The 22,100-nt window shown below is 66.6% G+C and carries 22 protein-coding genes; 9 read left to right on the top strand and 13 right to left on the bottom strand.

Annotated features, from left to right (window positions below; translation table 11 throughout):
• Positions 1 to 6: 6 nt before the first annotated feature.
• The 5 genes from AT701_RS06145 to AT701_RS06125 are packed head-to-tail and all read left to right on the top strand — an operon-like array spanning position 7 to position 4,633.
• Positions 7 to 882, top strand: a complete 876-nt coding sequence (locus tag AT701_RS06145) for a branched-chain amino acid ABC transporter permease (protein WP_058125439.1) — start codon at positions 7 to 9, stop codon at positions 880 to 882.
• Positions 879 to 1,886, top strand: a complete 1,008-nt coding sequence (locus tag AT701_RS06140; RefSeq protein ID WP_058125438.1) for a branched-chain amino acid ABC transporter permease — start codon at positions 879 to 881, stop codon at positions 1,884 to 1,886. The genes AT701_RS06145 and AT701_RS06140 overlap by 4 nt, the downstream gene beginning before the upstream one ends.
• On the top strand, positions 1,883 to 2,599 hold the full coding sequence (locus tag AT701_RS06135) for an ABC transporter ATP-binding protein (protein ID WP_058125437.1): 717 nt from the start codon (positions 1,883 to 1,885) through the stop codon (positions 2,597 to 2,599). The genes AT701_RS06140 and AT701_RS06135 overlap by 4 nt, the downstream gene beginning before the upstream one ends.
• Positions 2,592 to 3,305 (top strand): ABC transporter ATP-binding protein, encoded by a 714-nt coding sequence (locus AT701_RS06130; RefSeq protein WP_058125436.1) that lies wholly within the window; start codon positions 2,592 to 2,594, stop codon positions 3,303 to 3,305. The genes AT701_RS06135 and AT701_RS06130 overlap by 8 nt, the downstream gene beginning before the upstream one ends.
• A gap of 38 nt (positions 3,306 to 3,343) precedes the next feature.
• The gene (locus AT701_RS06125) at positions 3,344 to 4,633 is read left to right on the top strand and encodes an amino acid ABC transporter substrate-binding protein (protein WP_223495387.1); all 1,290 of its coding nucleotides are present in this window, start codon (positions 3,344 to 3,346) and stop codon (positions 4,631 to 4,633) included.
• 65 nt (positions 4,634 to 4,698) lie between these two features.
• On the opposite strand, the gene AT701_RS06120 is transcribed toward AT701_RS06125, so the two are convergent.
• From AT701_RS06120 to AT701_RS06085, 8 genes are all read right to left on the bottom strand, one after another.
• The gene (locus AT701_RS06120) at positions 4,699 to 5,412 is read right to left on the bottom strand and encodes a hypothetical protein (protein ID WP_223495383.1); all 714 of its coding nucleotides are present in this window, start codon (positions 5,410 to 5,412) and stop codon (positions 4,699 to 4,701) included.
• A gap of 47 nt (positions 5,413 to 5,459) precedes the next feature.
• Positions 5,460 to 6,743, bottom strand: coding sequence for a hypothetical protein (locus AT701_RS06115; RefSeq protein ID WP_413232151.1), 1,284 nt, complete (start codon positions 6,741 to 6,743; stop codon positions 5,460 to 5,462).
• Positions 6,744 to 6,832: 89 nt separating this feature from the next.
• A complete protein-coding gene (locus AT701_RS06110; protein ID WP_058125434.1) occupies positions 6,833 to 7,117 on the bottom strand; it encodes a type VII secretion target in 285 nt (94 codons plus the stop codon).
• 234 nt (positions 7,118 to 7,351) lie between these two features.
• On the bottom strand, positions 7,352 to 8,017 hold the full coding sequence (locus AT701_RS06105; RefSeq protein WP_174519572.1) for a thioredoxin domain-containing protein: 666 nt from the start codon (positions 8,015 to 8,017) through the stop codon (positions 7,352 to 7,354).
• A 43-nt stretch (positions 8,018 to 8,060) separates the two neighbouring features.
• Positions 8,061 to 9,050, bottom strand: a complete 990-nt coding sequence (locus AT701_RS06100; protein WP_223496102.1) for a PQQ-dependent sugar dehydrogenase — start codon at positions 9,048 to 9,050, stop codon at positions 8,061 to 8,063.
• 64 nt (positions 9,051 to 9,114) lie between these two features.
• The gene (locus AT701_RS06095; RefSeq protein WP_413232166.1) at positions 9,115 to 10,416 is read right to left on the bottom strand and encodes a cytochrome P450; all 1,302 of its coding nucleotides are present in this window, start codon (positions 10,414 to 10,416) and stop codon (positions 9,115 to 9,117) included.
• Between the two features lie 156 nt (positions 10,417 to 10,572).
• On the bottom strand, positions 10,573 to 10,782 hold the full coding sequence (locus AT701_RS06090; RefSeq protein WP_003892583.1) for a hypothetical protein: 210 nt from the start codon (positions 10,780 to 10,782) through the stop codon (positions 10,573 to 10,575).
• Between the two features lie 345 nt (positions 10,783 to 11,127).
• Positions 11,128 to 12,219, bottom strand: a complete 1,092-nt coding sequence (locus AT701_RS06085) for a fatty acid desaturase family protein (RefSeq protein ID WP_058125432.1) — start codon at positions 12,217 to 12,219, stop codon at positions 11,128 to 11,130.
• Between the two features lie 109 nt (positions 12,220 to 12,328).
• Here AT701_RS06085 and AT701_RS06080 point away from each other — a divergent pair, with 109 nt between their 5' ends.
• Positions 12,329 to 13,198: an NYN domain-containing protein gene (locus tag AT701_RS06080; protein WP_058125431.1), complete on the top strand. Its 870-nt coding sequence runs from the start codon at positions 12,329 to 12,331 to the stop codon at positions 13,196 to 13,198.
• Here the strand turns inward: AT701_RS06080 and AT701_RS06075 are convergent, their stop codons facing one another.
• From AT701_RS06075 to AT701_RS06065, 3 genes are read right to left on the bottom strand one after another with little or no spacing between them, the layout of a single operon-like run.
• Complete coding sequence (locus AT701_RS06075) at positions 13,199 to 14,674, bottom strand: glycoside hydrolase family 130 protein (protein WP_058125430.1); 1,476 nt, start codon at positions 14,672 to 14,674, stop codon at positions 13,199 to 13,201.
• Positions 14,671 to 15,708 (bottom strand): hypothetical protein, encoded by a 1,038-nt coding sequence (locus AT701_RS06070; RefSeq protein WP_058125429.1) that lies wholly within the window; start codon positions 15,706 to 15,708, stop codon positions 14,671 to 14,673. Before AT701_RS06070 ends, AT701_RS06075 begins: the two co-directional genes overlap by 4 nt.
• Positions 15,705 to 16,883: a glycosyltransferase gene (locus AT701_RS06065; RefSeq protein WP_058125428.1), complete on the bottom strand. Its 1,179-nt coding sequence runs from the start codon at positions 16,881 to 16,883 to the stop codon at positions 15,705 to 15,707. The genes AT701_RS06070 and AT701_RS06065 overlap by 4 nt, the downstream gene beginning before the upstream one ends.
• Positions 16,884 to 17,818: 935 nt before the next feature.
• Here AT701_RS06065 and AT701_RS06055 point away from each other — a divergent pair.
• Positions 17,819 to 18,742 carry a cyclopropane mycolic acid synthase family methyltransferase gene (locus tag AT701_RS06055; protein WP_058125427.1) on the top strand — a complete coding sequence of 308 codons (924 nt, stop codon included), beginning with the start codon at positions 17,819 to 17,821 and terminating at the stop codon, positions 18,740 to 18,742.
• Complete coding sequence (locus AT701_RS06050; RefSeq protein ID WP_081319387.1) at positions 18,742 to 19,626, top strand: cyclopropane mycolic acid synthase family methyltransferase; 885 nt, start codon at positions 18,742 to 18,744, stop codon at positions 19,624 to 19,626. The genes AT701_RS06055 and AT701_RS06050 overlap by 1 nt, the downstream gene beginning before the upstream one ends.
• On the opposite strand, the gene AT701_RS06045 is transcribed toward AT701_RS06050, so the two are convergent.
• Together AT701_RS06045 and AT701_RS35595 are read right to left on the bottom strand one after the other, a co-directional pair.
• Positions 19,623 to 20,873: a KasA/KasB family beta-ketoacyl-ACP synthase gene (locus AT701_RS06045; protein ID WP_058125426.1), complete on the bottom strand. Its 1,251-nt coding sequence runs from the start codon at positions 20,871 to 20,873 to the stop codon at positions 19,623 to 19,625. The genes AT701_RS06050 and AT701_RS06045 overlap by 4 nt on opposite strands.
• Before the next feature lie 193 nt (positions 20,874 to 21,066).
• The gene (locus AT701_RS35595) at positions 21,067 to 21,216 is read right to left on the bottom strand and encodes a hypothetical protein (protein ID WP_003892565.1); all 150 of its coding nucleotides are present in this window, start codon (positions 21,214 to 21,216) and stop codon (positions 21,067 to 21,069) included.
• A 202-nt stretch (positions 21,217 to 21,418) separates the two neighbouring features.
• On the opposite strand from AT701_RS35595, the gene AT701_RS06035 reads away from it, so the two are divergent.
• Positions 21,419 to 22,099: a sensor domain-containing protein gene (locus AT701_RS06035; protein ID WP_058125424.1), complete on the top strand. Its 681-nt coding sequence runs from the start codon at positions 21,419 to 21,421 to the stop codon at positions 22,097 to 22,099.
• Position 22,100 lies beyond the last annotated feature (1 nt).

The raw sequence follows: 22,100 nt of genomic DNA, 5'->3' as shown, positions 1-22,100 counted from the left end.
GACCCTATGACCGGACTCGTGCAAGCGCTTGTCGGCGGAATCCTCATCGGTGGGCTGTACGTCGCCATCAGCATCGGGTTCTCACTGTCATTCGGTGTCCTCGACGTCGTCGACCTCGCCGTCGGGATGTGGGTGGTGATCGGCGCGTTCGCCGCGATCGTGGTGAGCGAGGCCATCGGCATCGACGCGTTCGCCCTGCTGCCGGCGGTCTTCGTGGTGTTCGGGATCGTGGGGTGGATCATCGCGCCGCTGATCTACCGGGTGCGGATGAGCAAGTACGCGCTACCCGCACTGATGGGCCTGGCGTTCACGTTCGGCCTGGCGACGCTGATCCGCGGCGGCCTGCTCACGGTGTTCGGCTACAACCCGCGCACCGTGCCCACCAGCCTGTTCACCGGCAACATCTCGATATTCGGCATCACCGCACCCATGATCCGGGTGGCCGGGTTCGCATTCGCGGTGATCGCGACGGCCCTGTTCCTGGCGTTCCTCTTCTACACCCGCACGGGCCTGGCGATCCGCGCCACCGCGCAGAGCAAGGAGAACGCGGGCCTGATGGGCATCGACGTCAAACGCATCAGCAGCCTGGTCTACGCGATCTACACGGGCCTCACCGCCATGGCAGGCGCACTGCTCGGCGCGATCTACGCCATGACACCCGAAGTCGGGCTGCGCTACACGCTGTTCGCGTTCTTCGTCGTGGTGCTCGCCGGCCTGGGCTCGGTGGTCGGGGTGATGGTCGCGGGCCTGTTCCTGGGCATCCTGCAGTCCCTGGTCACGACGTATGTCGGCGCCAACTACACGCTGCTGGTGGTGTTCGCGGTGCTGTTCGTGGCGCTGCTGCTGTTCCCGCAGGGCATCTCCCGGCGAGGCATCGCATGAGCAAGCGCCCCGCCTCGGGCGGTAACCCCTACCTGAATCTCGGCGTGCTCGTCGTCGTCGTCGCCGTCATGTGCCTGCTGCCGCTGATGACGTCGCCGTACTACGTACGCGTCGCGACCGGCGTCGCGCTGTGGGCCGGGATCGCGCTGTCCTGGAACGTCATCTGCGGCTACGCCGGTTACATCAGCTTCGGTCACGTCGCGTTCTTCGGCATCGGCGCCTACACCACCGCGATCCTCATGCAGCCCCAGCACGACTGGGACTTCTGGGCCACGCTGCCCGTCGCGGCCGTCGTCGCCGGCGCCGTCGCGGCCCTGGTTGGCTGGCCCGCGCTGCGCCTCAAAGGCGCGTACTTCGCGATCGCCACGTGGGCACTCGCGGAGGCCGTGCGCGAACTCACCACGGTGGTCGAATTCACCGGCGGCTCGGGCGGTCTGAGCACCCCGATCCGCGCCGACGACAACTTCTTCTTCTACACCATGCTCGGCGCCTCGGCCATCGCCTACGCGGTGTGCTACCTGCTGCTGGAACGCTCGAAGTTCGGCTTCAAGGTCAAAGCCGTGCGCGACAACGAGATCGCCGCACGCGCCCAGGGCATCAACACCAACCTGGTCAAGATCCAGGCGTTCATGCTCAGCGCGGTCATCCCGGCCGTGCTCGGTGGCATCAACGCCTACTGGATCACCTTCATCAACCCGCAGAGCGTGCTGAACACCCTGATCACCGACCAGCTGGTCGTCATGGTGCTGGTCGGCGGCCTGGGCCACGCGTGGGGCCCCGCACTCGGCGCGGCCGCGATGTTCCTGCTGCAGGAACAACTCCGGGTCAGCTACGGCGAGACCACCGCGTACATCATCATCGTCGGCGCCATCGTGATGCTGATCGTGCTGTTCCTGCCCGACGGCCTGGTGAGTCTGGGCCGCCGTGCGCGCCGAATGCGCCTGATACGCCAGTATCTCGGGCGGGCCCGCCACGACCTCGTGAAGACGGAGGCCCCGCGATGAGTGTTCTGAAAGTCGCCAACCTGTCCCGCTCCTTCGGCGGTATCCACGCGGTCAACGACGTGTCGTTCGACGTCGAGAAGGCCGAGATCGTCGGCATCATCGGCCCCAACGGCAGCGGCAAGAGCACGCTGTTCAACCTGCTCACCGGGGCCATCAAACCCGACGGCGGCAGCATCGAACTGTTCGGCCGCAACACCACCCGGCTCGCGCCGTACAAGATCGCCCGCGCGGGCCTGGGCCGCACGTTCCAGATCCCGGCGCTGTTCACCAACATGACGGTGCGCGAGAACCTCTGGACCGCCGCGGTGCAGTTCGGCTGGGACAACGCGCGCGCCGACGCCGACGCCGTGCTGGAACAACTCGAGCTCACCCGGGTCGCCGACGACCTGGCCAACACGCTCTCGGGCGGGCAGCAGCGGCTGGTCGAGATGGGCCGCGTGCTGATGCAGAAACCGAAGGTCGCGCTGCTCGACGAGGTCGCCGCGGGTGTGCACCCGCGGCTGCGCCAGATCATGCTCGACGCCATCCGCACGCTGCGCGACGCGGGCACGACGTTCCTGATCATCGAGCACGACATGGAACTCGCGCAGGACATCTGTGACCGCATCATCGTGATGGACGCCGGAAAGATCGTGGCGCAGGGCACCTTTGACGAGATCTCGCACGACCCGCACGTCATGGAGGCGTACCTGGGGGTGCCCACCAATGAGTGAGATCACCGTCGAGAACCTCGACGCGGGCTACGGCAGCGTGCAGATCCTGCACGAGGTGTCGATGACGGCCCGCACCGGTGAGGTCACGTGCATCTTCGGGCCCAACGGCTGCGGCAAGAGCACGCTGCTCAAGGCGATCGTCGGGATGATCGACCCGTGGGCGGGGACGGTGCAGATCGACGACGAGGACATCACGCATCTGCCGTCGCACAAGACGCTGGGCCGCGGCGTGGCGATGATGCCGCAGGGCGGCGGGGTGTTCCCGCATTTGTCGGTGCGGGAGAACCTGCGCATCGGCGGCTACACGCTGCGCGACAAGAAGGAACTGGACCAGCGCATCGACACGCTGCTCGACGAGTTCCCGCGCCTGCGTGAGCGTTACACCGTCGCGGCCGGTCAGCTCTCGGGCGGTGAACAGATGATCCTGTCGATCGCGCGTGCGCTGGTGCTCAACCCACGCTTTTTGCTGTTCGACGAACCGTCGGCGGGCCTGTCCCCCAAACTCGTCGGCGACGTGCTGGTGCGCGCGGCCGAACTCGCCCAGCGCGGCGTCGGCGTGCTGATGATCGAGCAGAACATCCGCGAGGCCATGCGCGTGGCCGACCGCATGTATGTCCTTGTGGGCGGGCGCAATCGGTTCGACGGCACCCCCGCCGACGTCGCCGACGACCGTGAACTCATGCACCTCTATCTGGGAGGCCGTTGAACGGCCTTCACCTGCACCGCAACCGGAGAGGAATGATCATGTCCAACTACATACCCCGCCGAGTGTTCCTCGCCCGAGCCGGCCTGCTCGCCGGCGGTGTGGTGGCCGCCCCGAGCCTGCTCGCCGCGTGCGGCGGCGACACCGGCGGCGGTGGCGGAGGCGGGGCCAGCGACACGTTCAAGGTGGGCGCCGTGCTGGAACTCTCCGGTGAATCCGCGACCGGCGGTCAGATCGCGCAGCGCGGCTACCAGCTGTGGGCCGACACCGTGAACAGCAAGGGCGGCTTGCAGATCGGTGACCAGAAGTACAACGTCGAGCTGATCGTGCAGGACTGCAAGAGCGATCCCGGCACCGGCGCCGACGCGGCGTCGCGTCTGGCGACCGAGGAAGGCGTCAACGCCATGTTCGGCGCCTACACCAGCGGCGTGCAGCTCGCGATGGACCCGATCTGCGCCAAGTACCGCATCCCGTGTATCGCGGGCTCGGCCGAATCGCCCAACGTGTGGAAGAACCAGCCCGCCTTCACCTACGGCGTCATCCCCGCCGTCGACACCACCGCCGCGCGCGCGATGCAGTCCATCGTCGACACCGCCAACCCCAAGCCGGTGACCGCGGCCGTCGTCGGCGCCAACGAGCCGTTCTCCGACAACACCGCCGAGGGTTTCCGCGCGGGTGCGGAGGCCGCGAACCTCAACGTGGTGCACTACTCGCTGTTCCCGCCGAACGCCGATCTGGCGCCGGTGGCGCAGGTGGTCGCAGCGCAGCGGCCCGACATCGTCGCGGTCGGCGGGCACGATGTGCTGCTGGTCGACTTCGTGCGCGCCATGGGCGCGACGGGATACACCCCGAAGGCGATCATCGAGCACTACGGCATCACCGACGCGTCGTTCTCGCAGGCGCTGGGCCGCCAGGCCGACGGCGTGATGGGCATCTCGGTGTGGCTGCCCAATGCCGCGTTCAGCGACGACCTGTTCGGCTCGGCCGCCGACTACGCCAAGGCGTTCGAGGACAAGTACGGTTCGCCGCCGGACTACACCGCCGCGGGCTGCAGCGCCGCCGGTCGCGTGCTGCAGGCCGCCGTCGAAAAACTCGGTGAATCGCCGTCGTTGTCGGAGGACGCGCGCGGCAAGCTCAACGACCTGATCGCGCAGACCGACATGGAGACCTTCTACGGGCCCATCAAGTTCGCGACCGAGGGCGATCACTTCCACAACAACACCGCGCTCGACCCGATGCTGGTGCAGATCCAGGGCGGGCAGGTCAAGGCCATCGCACCGCCGGATTCGGCGCAGGCGCAGATCATCTACCCGCTGCCGCCGCTGACGTAGTGAGGTTGTTTGCCCCCGGCAACCGGGTTACAGAACCTATTTCGCCCGGAGGCATTTGTGCTTCGTCAGCCCATGTCGAATCGACCGTCGTGCAGCCGCCCCGGAGCACGCGAATCTACTAGCTCCATGCGGTCCTCCGGATGCCGCCAATAGTGCCGCACCAGCCAGTAAAGGGCCGCGCCCCGGGGCAGGTAGATGTCGGCGATATCGATGACCTCTTCGCTGCCGTCGCGCAGTCGAAGAACCACCGCGCGCCGTGTTTTTCGTGATTCAGCGTGATCAACGACGTCGATGACGTCGTCCCACTCGCACACCCGCTTCGTGAGGATGTCGACCGTCTCGATCATGGCGGGAGTCAATTTGACGTGCCCGACTCCTCCTCGCCGCCAGGATGTGATCAGTCCTAGAACTGCGACGAACGCGACGATGGCGGCAAAACCAGCCCCTATCGTTTGCAATCCCCTGGAGTCAGCGAACTCGATGGCGCCGAACGGTGCGCACACCGCGAACGCCACAGAGCTGGGGATCAGTACAACAAGACCCACAAGCATGAGCACGCCGAACCTTGGATCTGGCAGCACCGTCAGCCCCGTTGAATCACTGGCGAATTGGGATTTCGTCCGACCAAGTCCGACGAGCAGGACCGCTGCAGAGAATGCCACTAAGAAGGCTGCCCATCCGAAGGCCACCGCCGTGGTGAGATAGTTTCCGCGAGTTGCTGCGACTACACCCAGAACGATGTATACCGCCGCGACTGCTATTGCGCCGGCTAAAGCCACTACAAGCAGTGTTCGCCCACTACGCCAAGCGGCTGGTTCCGGAAGACTCAGGACGGACATACGACCTCTCCAATGAACTGACCGAGCTTAGAACCACCGAAACCACCCACAAGCCCAAATGCGAGGGCGCCGGCGGGAACGGTGACAGGCGCAACGGGACCGCCGAATGCGCCGACCCAGGCCCCGAATTCTGCCGCGCCCCAGCCACCACCACCGCCAGCCACGCCCGCGACAAGCGCAATGCACCTGTCTTTACCTGATTCAGCCATCGCCATGTCGAATACCGTGGTCGCTGCGGTAAGGGCTGGGCCACCCCATTTCAGATTTTTTCCGATGTTTTCGACAGATTCTGCGGTCACCATCGGCAGCGAACCGCCACGCCCTATGTGCTTCTCCAACCCGGACATCGCTGCACCGGTCGACGTCGACATTCTGTCGATCAAGTCGACAGGTACTTGACTGTGATGACCCTCGGCAGTTGTAAATCCCACGGTCCGATGCCCCGATGAGTCCATAGACATCGTGAGATTGGAGTTATCGGCGTATGTGATTGATGTGTAGTCGCAGTCGTTGCCAGCGCTGTGCCAAGAACTAGTCCGCGCGACGAAGTCACCGTTTTTGTCGTACTCCTCGATCTGATAAAAGTTCTGCTTGCTCGGCCAGTCGAACGGATTCATGCGCTTCAGAACCGACTTGCTGCCATCCTGCTTGATCACAGTCGTCAGTTCTTCGCCGTGTTCGTTCGTTGACTTCGTGATTTCTCGGATGTTCTGCTGTTCATCAGCTGACCTGATCGCTTCCTGGCCGATTACCCCGATTGGAGTTCTCGGGTCCGGAACCTGATCAGTTGGTCGTTGGGCTGACGGAACAATCAAGTCGAGGCCCGTCTTCGGCGGTCCTGGCTCGACGAACCCAAACTCTTTTCCCGCAGAGGACACCGCGTTCGCGGTCGCTTCGTCCGCGTCACCAACGGCACTGAGCATACGGTTCACGACACCCTGCTCCTCCATAGCCAGTTCTTGTAGCTTCGCCAATTCGTCGGCCGACATGTATGCAGGGTCAATCAGTACCACCCACTGATCCGTGACGTTGAGAGGCCCAGTGTCTAGCTGCTCCGCCTTCGCAAGTAGCGCGCTCCGCGCGGACCCGATCGATTCCGCACCACCCCTGAGCGCAGCAGCGACACCGTTCGCGTAGCCGGAGAATTTCGCGGCATCACGGTCGGCACGTTTGAACATGGCTGCCGCCGCCTCATGGGACTTGCCCGACCACGATTGGGTCACGGGCATTTCCTGACAGGCTTGGTCGATCCCGCGCACCGCTCCAGCCACAGATTGTGCTGCAGTGTCAATTGACGATGCAGAGGCACCTAGAGATTCGGGATTCCAGCTCGTCAACGTAGAACGTGAAGGAAGCACTTCTAGAACAGCCCGTCGAAGTCGCTGGCAAGCGAGTCATCGGTGACCTCGAACGCATCACCTGCGCCACGAACCGCCTTCCCCATCTTGGTCACGTTCTCCGCCAGCTTCGACGCGATCGATGAGAAGTGTTCGCCAACAGCCCTTGTGGCCCATTGAGTGGTCGAACCTGGCAGGCCGTCAGCGGCGGACACGGTCTTACCCCCGACATCCGCCGACGAGATCACCGTGCCGGCTGCGTCGACTTGTCCGGCCAAGGCCCTCAGAATCTGCGGATCGACCTCCATCAATTACCTCCTGCAACGTCGCGTCAAGTTCAAGTATCCCGTGACAGCACCGCCCCACCTCACACCAATTTGAGTTGCCGGAACATGCCGGCCGACGGGCAGTTTTCGGATTCCCGGACAGCGTACGAGCGGTGTAGCAGGTCGTTTGTCGCTCCTAAGCAAGCACAGCAACCGCATGATTCCCTGCCCAGGGGCCGATGCAACTTACGAGCGAGATCCGCCCGACAACACCCTTCAGCGCGGCAGCCGCGACATCCAGTCGGAGTTGCCGTCGTAGGGCCGGCCGTCGATCAGGACGGTCGGCACGCCGGGCTCGGCGAACTGCCGCAGTGCGGCCTGGTTGCTGTTGGCGATAGCGACGGGGTCGTAGCCGACGAACAGGCCGAGCCGGATCAGGTCCTGCGCCAGCCGCGGTGCGCCGGCACGGTCGGCGAGCCCGGCCAGCTGGTCGTTGCTGAGGTCGGTGTTCCCCTGCTCTTTGGGCTGCTGCTCGGCCGAGAAGATCTGTTCGATGAAGCGCCACGTCACGCCGCTGTCGCGGGAGTAGCCGGCGACGGCGAACGCCGCGTAGATGGCACGGCTGTCGTATGTGCCGCTGGCAGAGAGCCTTTCGAGGAAGTTCACGAACCGCAGGTTGACGTGCAGCGATCCGTTCTCGATACGCCTGCCGATCTCGGCGCCCTGCTGCTGGATCATCTTGCCGCTGAACGGGCACAACGGGTCGACGAAAAGCTCGATCTGACCGGGTGCGCCGGGATCCCCGATGGAGATCACGTCCCGCGCGGTCTCGGCTGGGGCTGCCTGTGCGACGCCGCTGGGCGCGCACATCAGCAGCGCCATCACCGCGCCCATGAGCACCCCGAGGGCACGCACTGGCCGCTTCACCCGTGTTGTGTCCATGCCCTCCATCATGTCGTACCGCGCAAACCCGCCATGGCACGCGTTACGGCCGGAACTGCAGAATCCGGTCGTCACCGGCGCGAACGCTGCCTCGTCCGTCACGGTTGCTCGTGGTGAACCACAGCGAACCGTCGGGTGCGGCCACCACGGTGCGCAGGCGCCCGTACTGCCCGACGAACAGCGGCGCCGGGGTGCCGACGGTCCCGTCGCCCGCCACCGGGATCTGGAACAGCCGCTCCCCGCGCAGGGCCGCCACCCACAGCGATCCGCCGTAGAACGCCAGACCCGACGGCGAGGCCTCACCGGTGCCCCACTCGACCACCGGGTCGACCATGCCCTCGATACCGGCGCGGCCCTCCGCTTCGGGCCACCCGTAGTTGGCGCCGGGACGGATCAGGTTCAGCTCGTCGACCCGGTCGGCGCCATACTCGGTGGCCCACAACCGTCCCGCGGCGTCCCACGCCAGTCCCTGGATGTTGCGGTGCCCGTAGGACCACACCGGCGATCCGGGAAACGGGTTGTCCGCTGGCACGGAACCATCAGGGTTGACGCGAAGGATCTTGCCCGCCAACGATGTTCGGTCCTGCGCGAGCGGTGGATTCGCGATCTCGCCGGTCGCGACGTAGAGCTTGCCGTCGGGGCCGAACGCAATGCGTCCGCCGTCGTGACGCGACCCGGCGGGGATGCCGGTGAGAATCGGCGCCGGGTTGGTCAGCGCGCCGTCGGCGTAGCGCATCGCGACGACGCGGTTGTCGCCGCCGGTGGTGAGGTAGGCGTAGACGTTCGCGCCGGCGGTCGCCAGGCCGAGCAGACCACCTTCGCCGCGCGGCGCGACGCCGGGCACCGCACCGATCTGCCCGACGTCGCCGGGCGCGGTGAGGTGTTTGATTGCGGCACTGTCTCGTTCGGCGATCAGCGCGCTGCCGTCGGGCAGAAATGCGATGCCCCAGGGCACGTCCAGGTCGGTGGCGATGGCCGGAGGCCCGCCCGCGGGTTCACCACGGGATTCGACGTCCTGCGTGCAGGCGATCACGAGCAGCAGGCTCGCGGCGACCGCCAGCACGGCCCGCGTCAGGCCGCTCCGTACCCCTCGCTGGTCACGCACGCCGCGCCTCAGCCGGACAGGTCATCGGAGCCGGTGCCACATCCCGGAGCCCCCGCACACAGATCCGCCCGCCGCGGTGCGGGATCATCGTGACGTGCTTGAGCCGTTGCTTCTCACCGCGCGCGGTGGTGGCGAAAAGGTCGACACGGCGCAGGATTTCGCGCAGCACAACGCGCATCTCGACGAGCGCGAACGTGGCGCCGAGACAGCGGCGGTTCCCGCCGCCGAACGGCAGCCACGTGCTGGGTGTCTGGGTGGACGCCAGCATGCGGTCCGGTTCGAACCGGTCCGGGTCGGGATAGACGTCGGCGCTGGCGTGCACCAGTCCGATGCTCGGCGCGACCAATGTCCCGGCCGGCAGGAGGTATCCGCCCAGTTCGACGGGTTCGGTGAGCACGCGGCCGGCCTCGAACACCACGGGGCGGATGCGCAGGGATTCGCGCACCACCGCGTCGAGGTAGGCCTCGCCGGAGCCCTTGTCGGAGCGCGCGGCGGCCACGGCCTTGTCCAGGACCGCCGGGTGGCGGATGAGCCGTTCGAGTGTCCACGACAGCCCGGTCGCGGTGGTCTCGTGACCGGCGACCAGCAGCGTCATCAGCTGATCGCGCAGTTCCCGGTCTGTCATGGTGCGGCCGTCGTCGTTGGCGGCGCGCACCAGCATCGCGAGCGCGTCGGGGCGCGACGCCAGGTGGGGGTCGGCCCGGCACGCGGCGATCTCGGCGTAGAGCAGCCGGTCGGCCTCGGCGAGGTTGCGCTGCAGGGTGCGCCACGGGCGCCGGCGTTGCAGACCGGGGCTCGCGACGGCCAGCGACTGCCACGGTCCGATGCCGAGCAGTTGCGGCATGACCTGGCGCAATGCGGCGAGCCGGGCCGGATCGGTCGCGCCGATCACGGTCCGCAGGATCACCTCAAGTGCGATCGCGGCCATCTTGGGTGCGACCGGGAACGGGGTGCCGACGGGCCAACCCGCGATGTTGGCGGCGGCGACCTCGGCCATCACGCCGGTCTGGCGGGCGACGGCGTCGCGCGCGAACGGTGCGAGCATGAGGCGACGCCGGTCGCGGTGCACGTCCTCGTCGATCACCAGCACCGAGGTGTCGCCCAGTAGACCGCTGAGCATGGAGTTGGCCTCACCGGCGTGGAACACCGTCGGGTCCCCGGCGAACACGGTCTTGATGTCGTTCGGATCGGCCAGGTACACCCAGGTGCCCATCGAGGAGATCCGCAGCGTGAACACGTCGCCGTAGCGGCGCCGACAGGCCGAGACGAACCGGGACCAGTACCGCAGCATCATCGCGGTCTGCACGACGGCCGGTAGCGGCGGCCCTGGCGGAAGCGTCCCCGGGGTGCTCACCTTCCCCACCCTAGGAGCCCGCCGCGCGAACGGTCCGTGAACAGGAAAAGAGCCCGGACCCTGTGTGGGTCCGGGCTCTCCCCCCTATCCCCCGGCTCAGCGTCCGCGGTTGTACTGGTGGTGGTGGTGCTCCGTGGTTCCCGGGGTGGGTACGTGATCCTGGTGCGGGAACGTGTCGTGGTGGGTGACCGACGGCCCGAAGTTGCTCACCGAGGATTCTGCGTCGGCCGTCGCGGCGCCCAGGAAGATCAGGGCGGGGGCGGCGAGAGCGGCGGCGAAACCAGCGGTACGGGCGATCATCGTCATTTCGACTCCTTTGTCGGATAAGGCTTTTCGTTTTGTTGTCGGCGGCCTGTCCGGCGCGTTGAGATAAGAATGCCGCGTTGCGGCGCGCGGCCGTATCCGACGACCGGACCACGCACCGGATGAAACCCGTGTCCCCCGATCGGGGGAACGTTGACACCGTGCGCCCAGAGGCGTTGACTGGGTTTCACGCGGTCGACGCGCACGGGCACAGGCCAGGGCACGCCACCACACGGCAGAGCACTTCGCCCTGTTTCCCCGAGGTCACAGGGGCATGAGAAGTTGCGTTCCCTTCTGGGATCACCGCCGCTGTGGTGGCGTGGCTCGTATCACCGAGCCGGCGACGCGCTAGCGCCGAAAGATGCCGCGCCAGCCCGTATCCGGCAGCGCGAGTGTGAAGATGGTCCGCAGCGTCTGCAGGTACTGTCGCGGCATCGGCCCGGTGGTGTAGGGCAGGTCGTACTTGTCGCACAGCGCACTGACCCGTTCGGCGATCTGCGCGAGCCGGTTGCTCGGCAGGTCGGGAAACAGGTGGTGCTCGATCTGGTAGCACAGGTTGCCGCTGGAAAACGCCAGCACGCGACCGGCTTTGAAATTCGCCGCACCGAGCATCTGCCGCAGGTACCACTCCCCCTTGGTCTCGTGCTCGAGGGTCTCCGGCGTGAATTTCTCTGCGCCGTCGGGGAAGTGGCCGCAGAAGATCACCACGCACGCCCACACGTTGCGCACCAGGTTGGCCGTGAGATTGGCGAGCAGCGTGCGGCGCCAGCGCCGCAGGCTCAGCGCAGGCAGCAGGACGTAGTCCTTGACGACCTGGCGGCCGATCTTGCGCCGGAACGCCATGCGCGCGGCGTCCTTGCCGTCCTGGGTATCTGCGCGGTCACGTTCGGAGTAGTAGTCGTGCAGGCCGATGCCCCACTCGAACACCGCGGCCAGCAACAGGTTTCGCAGCGGCTGGATGAGGTGCTGCGGTTCCCACTTCTGGTCGCGGCTCATCCGCAGGACCCCGAACCCCAGGTCGTCGTCGACGCCGAGGACATTGCTGAACACGTGGTGGCGGTAGTTGTGCGAATAACGCCACTGCGCCGACGGGCCCACCATGTCCCACTCCCACGTGCTGGAGTGGATCTCTGGATCGTTCATCCAGTCCCACTGGCCGTGGCTGACGTTGTGCCCGATCTCCATGTTCTCGACGGACTTGGCGTACGCCAGCGCCGCGGTGCCCGCCAGCCAGCCCGCCCTGGAGCGGGTGCCCGCGATGAGCAACCGCGCCGCCACGTCGAGGGTTCGCTGGAACGCGATGGTGCGGCGGATGTACGCCGCGTCGCGCGCACCGAGGGATTCCTCGATGTCGGTACGGATGGCGTCGAGTTCGGCGCCGATGGCCTCGATCTCGGCGGGGGTCAAGTTTGCGTATATCGCAACGTCGCTGATTGCCACCTGGGGTTCCGGTCTGTTGAGGGGACAGTGGCGCTTAGCGGCCACCTTCAGCCTAGGTGGATGTGCGTGCCTGCGCCACGACCTCGCGTCGATGGGCGAGACTGGACCCATGACCGAGCCCGCTCCGACCCGCGTTGCGGTCTACCTCGACTTCGACAACATCGTCATCTCGCGATATGACCAGGTCAACGGCCGAAACTCGTTCCAGAAGGACAAGGCCAAGGGGCTGGAGGCCGACAAGCTCACCAAGGCCACCGTGGACGTGGGTGCGATCTTGGATTTCGCGTCGTCGTTCGGGACGCTGGTGCTCACCCGCGCGTACGCCGACTGGTCGGCCGATGTCAACGCCGGATATCGCCAGCAACTGGTGGGCCGGGCCGTGGACCTGGTGCAGTTGTTCCCCGCCGCGGCGTATGGCAAGAACGGCGCCGACATCCGGTTGGCGGTCGACGCGGTCGAGGACATGTTCCGGCTGCCCGACCTGACGCATGTGGTGATCGTGGCCGGCGACTCCGACTACATCCCGCTCGCGCAGCGCTGCAAGCGGCTGGGCCGTCACGTCGTCGGTATCGGGGTGGCCGGGGCCTCGAGCCGCGCGCTGGCGGCCGCGTGCGACGAGTTCATCATCTACGACGCGCTGCCCGGTGTGCCGGTGTTCGAGCCCGAGCCGCAGAGCACCCCGCCGCGGCGCACGCGGCGCACCAAGAAGGACGAAAACGAGGAACCGGAGCCGCCCGATCCGCAGGCCACCGCGACGGCGCTGCTCCTGCGCGCTCTGCAGATCGGCTTGGAGAAGGACGACGTCGAGTGGCTGCACAACTCGGCGGTCAAGGCGCAGATGAAGCGGATGGACCCGTCGTTCTCGGAGAAGTCTCTGGGGTTCCGGTCGTTCAGCGACTTCCTGCGCTCACGGTCCGACTATGTCGAGTTGGACGAGAGCTCCACGATCCGCATGGTGCGGTTGCGTCCCGACAGGTAGTCAGCCGCGTAGTGCACAAAGCAGATCCGGCAGCGGCACGGTGGCGATCCCGATCGCGGCGTCACCGATCCCGTACGGCAGCACCAGCGTTCCGGCATGGACGAGGCCACCGCACGAGTACACGACGTTGGGCACATACCCGTCGCGTTCGTCCTCGGTGGGACTCAGCAGCGGCTCGGTGAGACGACCGACGATCCGGGTCGGGTCCTGCAGGTCGAGCAGGATCGCCCCGATGCGGTACGTGCGCATCGGGCCGACACCGTGGGTGAGCACCAACCACCCGGCGTCGGTCTCGATGGGCGGGCCGCAATTGCCCAGTTGCAGCGCCTCCCACGGCGCCACGGGCTGCTGGCACGGAGCGGCATCCGTCCACACGGCGAGGTGATCGGTGAAGGCGACGGTGTTGGACTCGCGATCCGATCTCGACATGGCCGCGTATCGCCCGCCGATGCGGCGCGGGAACAGCGCGAGCCCCTTGTTGGCGGCCGCCGGCCCGACCATGGGCACCGACGTGAACGTCCGGAAGTCCGTGGTCGCCAGCAACTGCTGGCTGATGTGGTTGCCGCTGTAGGCGGTGTAGGACGCGTAGAACGTGATCGATCCGTCGTCGTCGACGAAACGGACGAACCGGGCATCTTCCATACCGGCGGCCTCGGCGCTCGTGGCCGGCCACAGGACGCGTTCGGACAGAGCGGTGTCTTCCGGGAATACGACGCCGTAGGCGCGGTCGGCGACCGCCCGGATCGCGTCGATCGTCTCGGCGGCCTGCTGCCGCGTACTGCGATTCCGGTGCAGCTCGGCCAGCCTCGCGTCCAGGTCGGAGCGGCTGAACCGGTCGCCGAGAGCGTTGAGCACGTAGTCGGCGATCTCACCGGTGTGGCGCAGTTGCGCCAGGTAACCGCGGAACACCGCCGCATCGAGCACTGGCGGCGTGGTCGATCCGGTGGCGGTGAACGGCACCGCATCGTCGACGACGACGCTACCCGCGCTGTCGACGACGCCGGTGCGGAAGCCTATCGACGAGCAGTGCCCCTCCCCGATACCGCGCACGCTCATCACGAAACGCAGGCAGCCTCGGGGAACCCCGGACTGATCGGGGTGGGCCACCATGCTGGGATTGCACAGCGCCGCGCCTTCGATCGCGTACTCGTTGGTGAACATCGCGCCGATCAGCAGCATCCGCGCTTCGGAGAGCTGCCTGCCGGGATCGAGCCGGTCGGCGAGCTCACCCGCATGATGCCGGAAGACCGAGATCAGGTCGCGGTGGCGCTCCCCATAGCCGGCGACGACCCCGGCAAGGGTGGCACGCACCTCGTTGTCGTCCAGGGCGAGGATCCGTTTCAAGACCTTGCCGGCCCGGGATTCCTGGAGCTCGAATCCCTCCTGCCCCGGCACGAACAGCCGAAGGAGCACACGCGAGTGATCGGCGGCCAGGCGTTGCGGGCCGCGGGTCACCGCGAGCCGGCTCGCGGTCATGAGATCGCGGGTGAAAAGTGTTGCACCTGTTGGAAAGTGGAGATGACCGCCAGGGTCGATTCCGCACCTTGGTTGCGGTTGACCCGGTCGGCGTGCAGGCCGTCGAATCCGGCGCCGGTCTGCGGGTCCCACATGGGCTCCCCGAGATCATTGGCACCCTCGAACCAGGCGGCGGCCGCCCGCACGGTGTGCGGCCAGACGGCGTCGGGGTCGACGGTGGCCGCGCGGGCGCATGCGTCGGCCAGCGTGGCGACCTCGGTCGGTTGCTGGTCGAAACCGGGCCGGGTTTCACCGGCTGCCCAACCGTCCACCGGCGTGACCGACAGGTGCCCGTTCCCGGTTTCGCGCTCCACCAGCCAACCCAGCAGCTCCAGTCCCCGGGTCCACAACCCGGAGTCCTCCACGACGATGCCCGCGGCGATGATCGCCTCCGCGAGAACGGCATTGGCGTAGGCGAGCCGAGGCTCCGGCCACGGCCAGGAGCTGTCGGAGGCGGGTGGCGGGAGACCCGCGACGTAATCGGTGATCAGGGCACGCGCGGCCGCGTTGCCGGGGTTGACCGCGAGCAGTTCGGCGGCACCGATGGCCGCGAAGGCCATCGCGCGCGGCCACACCGAACGGCACTGCGCGGCCCGTTCGAACTGCAGCAATGCAAGGGTTCGCACCACGGCGACCCCGCTGCGCGCGGCGGCGGTCCCCAGCCCCCACACGCACCGGCCCCACGGGTCTTCGAGAGCGGGTTCGTCCGTCCAGGATCCGTCCTTGTCCAGCCGGTTGCGGCACGGGCCGGTCAGTGCCTGCGCCTCGTTGAGGAACCGCACCGCCACACCGCCCAGGCGGTTCACCGGACCGCCCGCCTGTGGTTGACGGGATGCGACGACCAGCACACGAGCCATATCGTCGGTGCAGTAACCGTTTTCGGTTCTCGGTTCGTCGAGGCACGCGTGCTCGAACGTGCCGCGGTTGTCGGTCATCCGCAACAGGTGGTCGAACCGGGGTCGCGGCGGGGCCTCCGCGGACGGGGTGCCGGTCATCGTTGCCTCGGACTGCCGGCCAGGAGTTCCCGCGCCACAGTTTGATACGCGTTCGCCACCACGGACCACGCCATCGACGGCGCCAGCCTGCGAGCCTCGGCGGCCATCGCCCCGGCCAGCCGCGGCTGCGTGATCACACTGCGCAGTGCCGATACCAGCGCGTCGGGGTCGTCATGGTCGACGACGATGCCCGCCCCGGAGGACAGGAGTTCGACGGCGTGGGGGAAGGCGGTGGCGACCACCGGACGGCCGTGGGCGATGGCGTCGACAAGTACACCGGAGGTCACCTGCTCGGTCGAATCATAGGGAAGCAGAACCACTTTCGCGGCCTGCACCAAGGTCGTCAGCGACGAAGGGCTGCGGTAGCCGGGATCGAAGTGGACCGCGTCGGACACCCCCGTGCTGCGCGCGCGCTCGACACATGCGTCGCGATAGGCCTCGCCCTCGGCGGCGAGAACCTTCGGGTGGGTGAGCCCGGCGATCAGATAGCGGGGCATCCCGTTGAGCCGGCGCAGGACGCTCATCGCGTCGATACCGCGCTCGATGCCCTTGCCCGGCCCCAGCAGGCCCCAGGTCAACAGCGTGGGCCGCCCACCGCGCTTGAGCACCGGGCCGCACGGAACTGCCGCACCGTGCGGGATGGTGGTCACCTTCCTGCGGTCGACGCGGAAGTCACGGCACAGACGGCGACTGGCAGACGCGGACATCACCACCACGCGCGCGGCGAGCGCGGCGACCTGTTCGAGGACTGCGCGTTGATGCGCCGTGGGGGCGCTGGGGACGGTGTGCAGGACCACGATGACCGGGACGTCGAGGGCACCGATGATGCCCACGACCTCGTCACCGTCTGCTCCGCCGTAGATGCCGTATTCGTGCTGAACGATGGCGACATGGTTCTGGTTGAGCAGCTCCACGCATGCCGCCGCCGAGGCTGCCGAGCCGTTGACCAGCTCTCCGACCACGCGAGCGCTACCGGAGGGGGCGCCGTCGGCGATGCGCACCACGTTGACGTCGGCACCGGTGCCGGACAGGCCCCCGGCGAGCGCCGCACTGAACGTGGCGAGTCCGCAGGCCGTGGGCGCATAAGTGCTGAGGATTCCGACGTTGAGGTTGTCGGGGCAGCCGCGACGTGTGTCGACCCGCGGCGCCAGGGGCAATGTGGATGCAGTGATCAAGAGGTTTCCGACATATCGTCAGCCGGGCGGACGGCGGGTGCTCCGCCTTCGGATTCCCACCTCGTCAGCGCCTCGACCTTCTGCCGTCGCCGCATGCTGCGTAAGCTGCCGCGTGTCTTCCGGGCGCCGGCGCCACATACCCCTGAGGGAGTAAGCCGCGAATCCGTCTCGACGTCATCGCTTTTGGCGCGCGACGGCCCCATGTCAGCGTGGTTGCCGATAACCCTCGGCTCGGTGATATGCGTCATCACTACCTCTCTGTCGCCGCCTGGCCGTACGAAGCCACACGACCACGTATCGAGTCGCCGTGACGATGGAAGCCGGGCCGCTGGGAGATAGGGCCCATTGGTCCGCGTTTCGGCGCACTGAGCCGAATTTCGCTTTGCCTGCAGAACAAACCGAAGCTTCTGCGGGCGCATTGGATCGACCGTGCATATCGGCGGGACCCGGGCCAGAACACCAGTCAACGCTGCGTGACACCCGTTGTCAACCGGACGGCAGCGTCGTTGCCCCAGCACAGAACATACGCGTACCGTCGAAGGACCGGGACCACGACAGGCCCCACTCATCAAGGGGCTTCCATGTCCGACAAATCTCCGCGGCAGAGCATGAGCAAGAAATCCGGGCAATCACTCAAACAGAAGCGCGCTGAGAAGCGCGCGAAAACTGACAGCGCGTCGCCCACCGACAGCGTTCACGAGATGCGCAAACGCTGAGCTTCGGCGGCGATAAGACCTGACACATGAGCCCGGACCCTGGACAGGGTCCGGGCTCAGTTCGTCGCCGCGCAGCCGGAACGTTTGCCGCAGCAAAAACTCTGGGCGCAGGATCGCCAAAAGAACCTTCACGGTCCAAGTTTCGAGGAGTAAGTTCGGTCTCGACGTACGGTAGGCAATCGGTACGCCAAGCCATCTATTCGTTCTCGGGGGCGGCTGGTGAAAGAAACGCCACAGAAATCGAACATCGCGGTCAAGGTCGGAGCTCCGCCCGGCGAGCGTCACGGATCAACAGCAGACGAAGTCCGTTCGCACTACGACCTGTCGAACGAGTTCTTCCGGCTGTGGCAGGACCCCACGCAGACCTACAGTTGCGCGTACTTCGAACGCGACGACATGACGCTCGAAGAGGCCCAGATGGCGAAAGTCGATCTGGCACTTGGCAAGCTGGGCCTGCAACCGGGCATGACTTTGCTCGACATCGGGTGCGGGTGGGGCTCGACCATCATGCGCGCGGTCGAGAAATACGACGTCAACGTCATCGGGCTGACGTTGTCGCACAATCAGCTCGCGCACATCGAACAGCGCTTCGCCGAATCTGACAGCCCACGCCGCAAAGAAGTTCGCCTGCAGGCGTGGGAGGACTTCGACGAGCCGGTCGACCGTGTCGTGTCGATCGGGGCATTCGAACATTTCGGATTCGAGAAGTACGCAGACTATTTCAAGAAGACCTTCGAGCTGATGCCCGACGACGGCGTGATGCTGCTGCACACCATCGTCTCGACCAGCAAGGAAGAGGTCGAGCAGATGGGGCTGCCGACGACGATGTCGTTGATGCGGTTCTTCCGGTTCATCGTCACCGAGATCTACCCGGGTGGCCGCATCCCGCTGATCGCGATGGTCGAAGACCGTGCCACCGAGGCCGGTTTCACCGTCACGCGCAAGCAGCGCCTGCGGCCGCACTACGTGCGCACCCTCGACACATGGGCGGCCAACCTGGAGGCCAAGAAGGACCAGGCCATCGAGATCACGTCCGAAGAGGTCTACGAGCGCTACCTCAAGTACCTCAAGGGGTGCGCGGACCTGTTCCGCGACGGCTACACCGACGTCTGCCAGTTCACCTGTGAGAAGAGCGTGGCCTGATGGCTGACGGCGTCGGCACTGCCCAGATGCGGCCGTATTTCGAGGAAGTCCAGGCGCACTACGATCTGTCCGACGACTTCTTCGGGCTGTTCCAGGATCCGTCCCGCACCTACAGCTGTGCCTACTACGAGCGCGACGACATGACACTCGAACAGGCGCAAATGGCCAAGATCGACCTCGCACTGGACCAGCTCGCCCTGCAACCGGGAATGACGCTGCTCGACATCGGTTGCGGCTGGGGCGCGTTGATGAAACGCGCGATCGAGAAGTACGACGTCAACGTCATCGGCCTCACCCTGAGCAAGAACCAGTACGCGTTCTGCCAACAGCTTCTGGATCAGATCGACACGCGGCGGTCACACTTCGTGTGCCTGCAGGGCTGGGAGCAGTTCGACGCACCGGTCGACCGAATCGTGAGCATCGAGGCGTTCGAGGCGTTCGGGAAGTCGAGGTACAAGGCGTTTTTCGACACCACCTACCGGGTGATGCCCGACGACGGGCGCATGGTGATCGAGACGATCTTCACCCATCCCATCAACTACTGGCGTGAGCACGGCATCGCGGTGACGCTCAGCGACATGAAGTTCACGCGGTTCATCTACAAGGAGATCTTCCCGGGCGGGCAGCTGCCATCCGACGACGACATGCGTGACTTCTCCGGTGCCGCAGGGTTTCACACCGCCGATGTGACCGTGATGAACCCGCACTATGTCCGCACCCTCGACACGTGGGCCGACAACCTGTCCGCGCAACGCGACGCCGCGATCGCCGCGACGTCGGAAGAGGTCTACGACCGGTACATGCACTACCTGACCGGCTGCGCCGACTTCTTCCGCCGCGGGATCTCCGAGGTCGCGCAGTTCGCCTACACGAAGAGCGGTTAGGCCGCCCCGAACGCCAGCACCACGTTGTTGCCGCCGAGGCCGAACGAATTGCTCAGCGCGTAGCGGAAGTGCTCACTCCTGGGCTGATCGGTCACGACGTCCAGGTCGATCTCGGGGTCGGGGTTCTTCACGTTGAGCGTGGCAGGCACGATGCCGTCGCGCAGCGTCTGCACGGTCAGCACGGCCTCCACCGCACCGGCGGATCCCAGCGAGTGACCCAGCGCGGCCTTGGGCGCGTACACCGAGGGCCGATGACTGCCCAGCACGTTGTGGATGGCGCGGGCCTCGGCGAGATCGCCGAAGTCGGTGCCGGTGGCGTGCGCGTTGATGTGGTCGATGTCGCCCGGGGTGAGCCCGGCCAGTTCGATCGCCCGGCGGATCGCGTCGCCGGCCAGCTGCCCGTCGGGATCGGGTTTGACGATGTCGTAGCTGTCGTTGGTCATCCCCACACCCATCAGACGCGCCAGGATGGGCGCGCCGCGGGCCTTGGCGTGTTCCTCGGTCTCGACGAGCATCAGCGCCCCGGCCTCCCCGAGCACCATGCCGTCGCGGTCCTTGTCGAACGGGCGGCAGGCCGCGGGGGGATCGTCGTTGTAGGTCGAGAGCATGCCCAGCTGGCTGAACGCGCCGACGGGCACGGCTTCGATCCAGGTCTCGACACCGCCGCAGATCGCGATGTCCGCGTCGCCGAGGATGATCTCGCGCCATGCGTGCGCGATGGCCGCCGCGCCCGAGGCGTCGGCCATGATCGGGCTCATGATGCCGGCCTTGGCCTTGCGGTCCAGCCCGACGGCGGCCGCGGGCGCGTTGGGCATGTACTTCTGGATCGCCGTGGGAGGCACGGCGCGCAGCCCTTTGGCCTTCCACAGGTCGTACTGCAGGATGAGTTCCTCGGTGGTGCCCAGCGCCATGCCGATCGACACCATCAACCGCCGGGTGTCCACCTCGGGGTTGCCCGCGATCTCCCACAACCGGCGCCCGAGCACCGTCGACATCTGGCCCATGTACGAAAGCCGGTGCTGTTCAACACGGCCGAGTTTGTCGGCGAACGCCTCGGTGAGCTGCCCGCCGATGCGGACCGGCGAGTCGAATTCCTCGACGAAGGGCCTGTCGAGGGCGCGGATGCCGCTTCGGCCCTCCAACAGCAGCTTCCACGTGTCCTCGGCATGAGGCGCGAGCGAGGTCGTCGACGCGACGGCGGTGACGACGACGTCAGGTAGTCCATTGCCAGTGGTCTTCGCAACCATCGGAATGCGCTTTCGTTTTTCCTGTTTGCGAGGGTCCTGCTGCGGTGTCTGTCTTCACCACAATAGAACCGCCCGCGAGCCTCTCAAGTTCAAATTATCGCCAACCGCCCGCGGTGCTTGCCTAGGCACATACCCCGGCTCGAGCACAAAGAACCCGGACGCGCGCGGCGTCCGGGCCCTTCTCTCTACCTGGCTAGTTCTGGGAGACGTGGGTGACCTGGTGGGTGGCCTGAGACACCGCCTGATGGGGCTCGGTGTTTGCCGTGGCCACACCGACCACAAGCAGGAACGGGGCGGCGGTGATGGTCAACGTGGCGACGATGCGTCGGACGATGGGGTTCATATCGACTCCTTTGCCGGGGAAGGCTTTTCGGTGTGGTTCCCGCCGTGTGAGGACGTTGAGACAACTATCCGGCGCCGCGGCAGCCGGGGTTATCCCACGACCGGACCGCTGCCCGGACGAAAAGCGCATCCCCCGATCGGTGGAACTCGCGTCACGCCCACCGCTGGAGCGGGCTTAGGATCGGCAAACAGAAAGGGGACCCGTGACCACTGCTCTGGCCCACACGGCGAAACGACTCGGCGTACTCGCGACAGCCGGATTCTCCCTCGTCGCGTGCCACACGCAGACCCCGGTGCCCGACGGCGGACCCGAGGTCGACGTGCTGGGCAGCATGCTGGCGAGCGAATCAGAGATCAGGACCATCGTGGGCGTCGACGTCCGCCCCAAGACCGCGTACCGGACCCCGACGAAGAACGAGACGTTCGAGCCCATCTCACGGCAGGAATGCATGGTGGTCGCGGGCAACGCGATGGACTGGGTGTACCGCGACAGCGGCTACCGGCAGTTCCGCGAGAACCAGCTCAGCGACGATGCCGACGAACTCGAAGTCGACCAGGCCGTGACGCGCTTCCACACCCCCGCCGCGGCCCAGGCGCTGGTGGACAACACCGTCGCCATCTGGCGCCGGTGCGCGGGCGATGTCCTGACGTTCAGTTTCGACGGCGGTGAGACCACCGAGATCCAGACGCTGGCGGCGCCCCGCGTCGTCGACGGCGTCGACGTCACCAACGACCAGCCGATCGACCCGACCGAACGCATCACGCGTCGCGCGATCCTGGCCGAAGGCGACGTGGTGGTCGACGTCCGCATCACGGGCTTCGGCGTCGGCGACCGCGAGACCGCGCAGCTCGCGAAGACCATCGCGGGTCGCAACGCGCTGTAGA

This window comes from Mycolicibacterium smegmatis, assembly GCF_001457595.1.
Taxonomy (GTDB): Bacteria; Actinomycetota; Actinomycetes; order Mycobacteriales; family Mycobacteriaceae; genus Mycobacterium; species Mycobacterium smegmatis.
Note: the sequence above shows the minus strand (reverse complement) of the source record. Positions and strands in the feature narration are given on the sequence as shown.